This is a genomic window from Cyanobium sp. NIVA-CYA 375, from assembly GCF_056108345.1.
Map to the genome: position 1 here is coordinate 1 of NZ_JBSYHW010000223.1, position 1,156 is coordinate 1,156.

The 1,156-nt window shown below is 65.6% G+C and carries 1 protein-coding gene; it reads left to right on the forward strand.

Features of this window, described 5'->3' with window-relative positions:
• A partial coding sequence (locus AC01FP_RS17695; RefSeq protein WP_474482048.1) for an acetolactate synthase large subunit occupies positions 1–1,156 on the forward strand: 1,156 nt, incomplete at both ends.

Genomic DNA, 1,156 nt, shown 5'->3' on the forward strand with positions numbered 1-1,156 from the left:
CGAAAAGATCAAGCTGATCCTGACCCGGCACGAGCAGGGCGCGGGCTTCATGGCGGCGACCTATGGCCGCCATACCGGCAAGACCGGGGTGTGCACCGCGACGCTCGGGCCCGGGGCGACCAACTTCGTCACAGCGGCGGCCTACGCCCAGCTTGGCGGGATGCCGATGATGATGATCACCGGCCAGAAGCCGATCAAGAAGTCCAAGCAGGGCCGGTTCCAGATTCTCGACGTGGTCGCGATGATGGGGCCGATCACCAAGTACACCCACCAGCTCGCGGCCGGTGACAACATCCCCAGCCGGGTGCGCGAGGCGTTCCGTCTGGCGGAAGAGGAAAAGCCCGGCGCGGTTCACCTCGAGTTCCCCGAGGACATTGCCGAAGAGCAGACCGACAGCCGCCCGATTCCGCGCTCGATCGCGCGGCGCCCCTCAGCCGAACCCAAGGCGGTACGGCAGGCGGTCGAGGCGCTGGAGAACGCCAAGGCTCCGGTTCTGGTGATCGGCGCCGGTGCCAACCGCAAGATGACCGGGCGGATGCTGCGCCAGCTGGTCGACAAGACCGGCATTCCCTTCGTCACCACCCAGATGGGCAAGGGCGTGATCGACGAGCGGCACCCGCTGTTCCTCGGCTGCGCCGCGCTGTCGGCTGGTGACTTCGTCCACCGCGCGATCGAGGACGCCGACTGCATCGTCAACATCGGCCATGACGTGATCGAGAAGCCGCCGTTCTTCATGAAGGCGGGCGGGCCATGCGTGATCCATGTCTCCAGCAAGACCGCCGAGGTCGATCCGGTCTACTTCCCGCAGATCGAGGTGATCGGCGACATCGCCAACGCGATCTGGCAGATCAAGGAAGACGTGATGCCGCAGGGCAAGTGGAAGTTCGACCACATGCTCGCCTACCGCAAGGCCGAGGTCGAGCACACCGCGCCGCTGGCGGCCGACGAACGGTTCCCGATCTTCCCGCCCCACCTGGTCCAGGCGATTCGCGATGCGATGCCGGAAGACGGGATCATCTGTCTCGACAACGGGGTGTACAAGATCTGGTTCGCGCGCAACTACACCGCCTACCTGCCCAACACACCTGCTCGACAACGCCCTCGCCACCATGGGGGCCGGCCTGCCGAGCGCGATGATGAGTTCAATGCTCTATCC